The organism is Asticcacaulis sp. W401b (assembly GCF_046503825.1).
Classification (GTDB): Bacteria; Pseudomonadota; Alphaproteobacteria; order Caulobacterales; family Caulobacteraceae; genus Asticcacaulis.
The window spans coordinates 1-6,052 of sequence record NZ_JBKFEE010000034.1 but is presented as its reverse complement, the minus strand read 5'-3'; the positions used below and the strand labels follow the sequence as shown (position 1 = coordinate 6,052).

The window sequence follows — 6,052 nt, the reverse complement described above, 5'->3', positions numbered from 1 at the left end:
GTTCAGGTCATCTTTTGATCCGATGGGGTCGGTTTGTAAAAACTGGCACCTCTGACGCGGCAGATCGTATCGGTAGGGATTTTCCCCTGTTGCCTCCGTGGCTTACGGCGCATTTTCGCCGTCGCGATACACGCGCTGGCTAAAAATCGCCTTGAGGCGGTTTTGTTCAGATTTCAAAGACCTTCAGACGCACGATGGCACACACCGGCGGACGTGGGAAGACCGGATTCAGTCTGGCTGAGAGGAAGATGGGACGGACGTCAGGCGCTCTTTTTGCCGTGACTCAGCATGTACTCGCGCAGGGCAGCGTTGATGCGGGTCTGGTAGCCGCCGCCCCGGGATTTGAACCAGGCCACCACGTCCTCGTCCAGACGCAATGAGTACGGCTTCTTGATCGGGCGATAGTACTTGCCACGGACAGCATTCGACCAGTCCAGCACCTCGGGCATATCGCTCAGGTCGATATCCTCGTCCTTCATGGCCTCAAGCCGCTTCAGCTGCTCCAGCATCTCCGGCGGGATCGGATCACCGTTGTGCATTTTCATAGGCTCTCCTTTCATGCGGCGTCGCTTTGCGGGCACTGATAATACGGCCACCTTCGCCATCATCCTCGGTATGGACCACGAACAACAGCATCGGAAGCTCCGGGAACGGCTGGCCGATCGTCCGCCAGCGCTCCTCGTCAGGGTAAGGGTCGAGCTCGGTCAGCTGGAACGGATCTTCGAACACCTGAAGCGCTATTTCGAAGGCTACCCCGTGCTTTTCGAGGTTGGCTCTGGCCTTGTTCTTATCCCATGTCCACGGCAAAGCAGTTTCTCACGTCTATACGATAATGTATATACACAGCACCTCGGGGTCAAGGCTCAGTCGTCCCGGTCGTCGTCATCGTCGTCCGACAGGATCAGGTCCAGGCCCTGCAAGTCGGGCGGCGGCAGGCCGTCACCCGGTGTGCGCAGGCTTGTGGCTCCCGGATGCGTGCGGGCATGGATCGCCTGAAGCTGGGCGACGGAGACCCGCGTATAGACCTGAGTGCTCTCAAGGTTCTCGTGGCCAAGGAAGGCCTGGATATAGCGGATATCCGCCCCGCCCTCTAACATCAGGGTCGCGGCCGTATGGCGGAACAGATGGCACGCCCCGGCCTTGCCGATATTGGCGCGTGCGACGTAGCCGCCCACGCGACCGGACAGCTTCTTGATGTTCAGCGGCCCACCATCGCGGTTCAGGAACAGCCAGCCGTCGTCCGCCCCGCACACCAGTTGCGGCCGCACATGCTGGCGGTAGACCTCCAGCCACGCCCTGGCCCGCTCCCCCATCGGCACGACGCGGTCCTTGTGGCCCTTGCCCTGGGTGATGCGCAACAGACACCGGCTCCAGTCGATATCGTCCAGACGCAGCACACACAGTTCGGTGCGCCGCACGGCCGTGGCGTACAGCACCTCCAGGATAACCCGGTCGCGCAGGCCTATCAGCGTGCCCGTATCCGGCAGGGCCAGAACCGCCTCGACCTCATCCGCCGACAGCACCGCCGTAGGCAACCGGTATTCCGGCCGGGGCAGATCGATCCCAGACGACGGATCGCCCGCAATATGGTTCTGCCGCGTCAGCCAGCCGAAGAAGCCGCATAGCCTGGATAATATCCCCGCCTGTGTGGCGAAGGCCAGCGGCGCGCCGTCGCCCTTGCGGTAGGTGTAGAGGTGGCGCTGATAGCGCTCCAGGACGGGCTTGGAGACCTCGCCGGGGCGGGTCAGGCTGCGCTCATGGCACCATTCCACGAAGGTATAAAGGGCAAGCCTGCGCGACTCGATGGTGCCAGCGGCATAGTTGCGGGTGCGCAAGGATTCCAGATACCGGTCCATCAGGGCCACCAGCCCCGCCGGATCGTCCCCGCCCGGCAGGGGTGGATGGCGTTTACCGGTGCGCGCCCTGCCTCTGCCGGAGGCCCTGAGCTTGACGGTCTCGGGCGTGACGGTCTCGGGCCTGACGATCTCGGCCACCTCCACGGGCTCACCCGCATAGCCCGGACCCGCGCGGGGACCGTCAGTGCGGGGCCGGGCCTGCCGTCTCATCCGGCCAGCGCCACGCGGTTGAGGTGGGGTTTGCGCGGTACGACTGCGACGGGGCGATCCTCCGTCCCGAGACCTGCGTTTTGGGCGGGGATATCGGAGGCCTCAAGCGAAGCCTTGTCCTGCATGGCCTTGACGGGGTTTCCAACACCGCGACCTACCGCCGACACCGGCCCGACTGCGGGCCGACCGGTCCCCGCCTGATCCTTCGCCACCCCCGACCGGTTCGGATCGTATCCGTCCATATCCGTCAGTTGGGCCGGATCGATCAGCCCCATGACGAAGGGCTGTCCACCACTGCCTTCTCCTGACCAGGCCAGTTCATAGACGTAAGCGCTCGCCTGATCCGTCTGGCGCACCCGACTGACGAACACGTATTCCAGCTCCACCAGCCGGGAGAGATGCACCTTGGCTTGCGTATCCCCCATGCCGGTATAGTCCCGCAACTCCCGGCGGCTGAAGCGGATGTCCTTCGCGGTGACGGCTTCCCGTTCGGCCCGTTCCGTCACCATCTGGCGGATAAGATCGAGTAACCGCCGGGTCTGCGGTGGCAACTCGTCCAGCGTCGTGCCCAGCACGGCATGGGCCAGGGTGTTGGCGGCGGCTATATCGGCAAGGCTGGCCTCGATATAGGCCACCTCCGACCCGTCCGGACGCTTCAGGGTCTTTGTGGGCCGCTGATACTGGTGCAGCAGCGCAATGGCCCGGATCAGACCCAGATACTTCCTGTGATCCCGCCGCGTCCGGGTCTGGTCGTCACGGAAGGTCAGAGCTTCCGCATACGGATTGACCACCTTCACCGGCTTTATGAGCCGCTGCGCGTTCCGGTGCAGGGCAATCAGGCTGTGCTCGTCTTCTCGCGACGCCAACCCTTCCAGCGTCTCCTCAAACCGCTGACGCTGATGGATGGCCCGCGTCTGCTCCCGGCTCTCATCGACGCTGAGCACAAGGCAGCGGTTTTTCAGTTCCTCGTCGAGATCAATGGCCGTCGTCGTCAGCATCAGCGCCACAGGCCCCTCAACCCGGTATTCCTGCGTCACCAGCTTGCCGCTGGCCGGGTCCTTGCCCGTAGACGCTATGGTCAGGCTGCCCTGGCTCTGCAACAGCTTCAGCGCATAGGCCGCCTGTCGCACCCCTTCCTCCTCGGCGATGGCCAGCGCCTTGTGCTTCAGGTCGGCCTCACCGATGTAAAACAGGCTCTGCCCCGTCATGGCCGAGTAGCTGACCCGTTCCTCTTCCGGCACCATGTTCAGAACCGCATCCATCAGCGCGCTCTTGCCGGCGGCGCTGGTTGACTGGATCAGCACCGCCAGCGGCTTGTCGAGCTTGCGGCTCAACGCCGCCAGATACACCGCCTGCACATTGCAGGCCTCGCCGACGACACCACAGGCCGCCACATCCTGAGCGATCCTGTCCAGAAGGTCCGGGGATTTGAGGAAGGCCAGGGCGGCGGCCTCATCTTCCGGTGTCAGGGCCGCTGTCTCCACCGATCCACCCCTGTCCGCCCTCAGCCGCTCATCCTGCAGGGCCTCCAGCCGCAGCAGGATCGTGCCTAAGTCCCGCTTGATCACCTCTGCTCCCACACCCAGCTCGGCCGCAGCCTCAGTGACATAGGCGGTTCTGGCCCTGGCGCTTAACAGTTCCAGCCCGTCCACATGGAAGGCGTCACCACACCGGACCCGCAGATTGATCTTCAGGCCTTCCGGCGAGGTGCACCTGTCCAGACCCCGCACCCGCCAGTGCCGCTCCCCCAGCGTCAGGCTGATCTCCGAGAGGCCCTGCGCCCCCTCAACAAGGGCGGGCAGGGCCTCAGGTCCCGCAGGCACGGGGGAAGCCCCCAGAGACATGACTGGGAGCGGCATGACCGGGAGCGGTGGCGAGACCGGTGCCTGAACGGCTTGCCCGCAACCCGCGGCACTCACCGTCTGAGCAGCTAAAGAAGGATGGACCGGCACGGACGCTTCCGGCCCAGGCACCGGGGCCACCCCGCCCATCCATTCCGCCGCGCGGAACATATCACCCAGGGCCTGCGTGGGATCAGTGACCGACAGGGCATAGGCGTTGATGTCCATCCCGTGCGGCAGCTTCACCCTGTAGGCCTCGATGCCCTGAGCCACCAGACCCTCCGCCACCTTCACCGCGCCCTTATCACCCGCCGCGTCCCGATCATAGGCGATCAGCACACGCTTCACCCCCTGCCGGATAAAGGCCTGCAATATCTCATCCGTAAAGCCGCCCGCCCCGTAGGCGCTGGTCACATGCGTAAAGCCCGCCGCATAGACCGTCAGGGCGTCGATCAGCGCCTCACACAGGATGACCTCTGAGCAACCCCGGATGCCGTCGAGATTGAAGACGCCCCGGTGCGGTCCGGGCAGGTACAGGTGATAGGCCGTGCCCTTCCTCAGATCGTCCCTGATCTTGCGCCCATAGAGGTTGACGACACGGCCATCCTCATCACGGATCGGCACGACCAGCGAGCCGTTCATGTGCTCATGGCCGCTCTCGCGCAACACCCCAAGCCCCTGCAAGCGCGACCGCATCTTCGTGCCCGTCAGCACATAGCACAGGGACCGGTCCCCGAAGCCCAGGCCGAACGCATCCACAACCTTGGCCGGGTCGATCCCGCGCCCCGACAGATAGGCCAGCGCCTCTGGCGTCTGTTTCAGGCGCTCATGGTAATAGTCCGTCACCCGCTCCAGCAGCGCCGCATCTTCCTCCGGCGAGGCCGACGGCACAGGTCTGGGTTTGACCCTCGCCGGGGCCGCCGCCGACACGTCAGCAACACCCGCCTGAGACCGAAGACGCTCGACCGCATGGCGGAAGCTGACGCCCTCGGATTTGCAGATGAAGCTGATCACGTCCCCACCCGCATCGCACGCCCCAAAGCATCGCCATAATTGCTTCTCGGGCGTCACCACAAACGACGGCGTCTTGTCCTCATGGAACGGGCAGCACCCCACCAGATCATGACCCCGCCGCGACAACTCCACACCCGCCGCCTTCACCACGGCCTCCAGCGAGACACCGGCCTTCAAACGCGCCAGTTCCTCCTCGCCGATTCGACTGCCGTTTCTGGCCATTTCCGGGCACCCCTAAAAAACCTGTCAAGTGGTATTGAGTAAAAATAACTCATAATTATACTACTCACGTTATGAGTTGCGTCAAGCCCGGTTCCAAAAACAGGTGTTATGGTCATGTCAACAATAAACCCCCATTCCCCCGCCGCCTTAAACGGCAAGGGATTGCTCCATTATCTGACCGACATGACCATCAAGGACGAAGATTTCGCCAAGGCGATGGGCCAGAGAATCGCTGCCGCCCGCAAGTACCTGAAGCTCTCCCAGGTGCAACTGGCCGCACGACTCGATGTGCCTCAGCAAACGCTGGCCCACTACGAAGTGGGCCGCACGCGCGTACCTATCGAGCTTCTGCCGCGCATGGCAGAGGTGCTGGACGTCTCCCTCGATGAGCTTCTGATCGGCCAGCCCGCGCCCAGGAACCCCGGCAAACGCGGCCCAGCCTCGCGCCTTCAGCAGCAGCTTGCCGCTATCGACGCCATGCCGAAGACAGCGCAAAGAACCATCGTCGATGTACTGGACGCCCTGATCGTCAAGCACACGCCACGCGCTCAGGCAGGCAGCGCGGAACACACTGGCTAGATCACGCCAAGTTCGTTTCTCAGCCAGCTAATGGCCGGGCAGGAACACACACGCTCGTCAGAACGATGAGCACCACACCGCCAACCACAGCACGGCCCTGACACCTCAGTCAGCGCCTCTGGCGGAGCCTTATCATCTCTCTAAAGACATTCCCCCGCCCGCCTCAACAGACCATGAGCGCCCCGGCACGCAAGCCCTTCAGCCACGTCCAGACACCCCGGACCAAACCGCCCTGCATCCCGATTATAGGCGATTTTAAAAACGAATATTGGTTGCAAAGGCAACTGTATTACAGCTAACCCATTGATTTTGGCTGATGTGTCCAATGTA

Annotated in this window: 5 protein-coding genes; 1 reads left to right on the top strand and 4 read right to left on the bottom strand. The window is 63.3% G+C overall.

Annotation, left to right across the window (positions count from 1 at the left end; genetic code table 11):
- Positions 1–260 precede the first annotated feature (260 nt).
- Genes ACK8OE_RS20560 through ACK8OE_RS20545 form a run of 4 tightly spaced genes read right to left on the bottom strand, consistent with a single transcriptional unit; the run spans position 261 to position 5,143 of the window.
- On the bottom strand, positions 261–545 hold the full coding sequence (locus ACK8OE_RS20560; protein ID WP_410274183.1) for a BrnA antitoxin family protein: 285 nt from the start codon (positions 543–545) through the stop codon (positions 261–263).
- Positions 526–807 carry a BrnT family toxin gene (locus ACK8OE_RS20555; protein ID WP_410274182.1) on the bottom strand — a complete coding sequence of 94 codons (282 nt, stop codon included), beginning with the start codon at positions 805–807 and terminating at the stop codon, positions 526–528. The genes ACK8OE_RS20560 and ACK8OE_RS20555 overlap by 20 nt, the downstream gene beginning before the upstream one ends.
- Positions 808–863: 56 nt before the next feature.
- Positions 864–2,066: a site-specific tyrosine recombinase XerC gene (xerC, locus tag ACK8OE_RS20550; protein WP_410274181.1), complete on the bottom strand. Its 1,203-nt coding sequence runs from the start codon at positions 2,064–2,066 to the stop codon at positions 864–866.
- A complete protein-coding gene (locus tag ACK8OE_RS20545) occupies positions 2,063–5,143 on the bottom strand; it encodes a CHC2 zinc finger domain-containing protein (RefSeq protein WP_410274180.1) in 3,081 nt (1,026 codons plus the stop codon). The genes xerC and ACK8OE_RS20545 overlap by 4 nt, the downstream gene beginning before the upstream one ends.
- Positions 5,144–5,257: 114 nt before the next feature.
- Between ACK8OE_RS20545 and ACK8OE_RS20540 the strand changes: the two genes are divergently transcribed.
- A complete protein-coding gene (locus tag ACK8OE_RS20540) occupies positions 5,258–5,722 on the top strand; it encodes a helix-turn-helix domain-containing protein (RefSeq protein ID WP_410274179.1) in 465 nt (154 codons plus the stop codon).
- Positions 5,723–6,052 lie beyond the last annotated feature (330 nt).

Bases quoted from the DNA above. Each gene is read 5' to 3' on its own strand.
- ACK8OE_RS20560 (WP_410274183.1), bottom strand. From the start codon at position 545: ATGAAAATGCACAACGGTGATCCGATCCCGCCGGAGATGCTGGAGCAG.
- xerC (WP_410274181.1), bottom strand. From the start codon at position 2,066: ATGAGACGGCAGGCCCGGCCCCGCACTGACGGTCCCCGCGCGGGTCCG.
- ACK8OE_RS20545 (WP_410274180.1), bottom strand. From the start codon at position 5,143: ATGGCCAGAAACGGCAGTCGAATCGGCGAGGAGGAACTGGCGCGTTTG.
- ACK8OE_RS20540 (WP_410274179.1), top strand. From the start codon at position 5,258: ATGTCAACAATAAACCCCCATTCCCCCGCCGCCTTAAACGGCAAGGGA.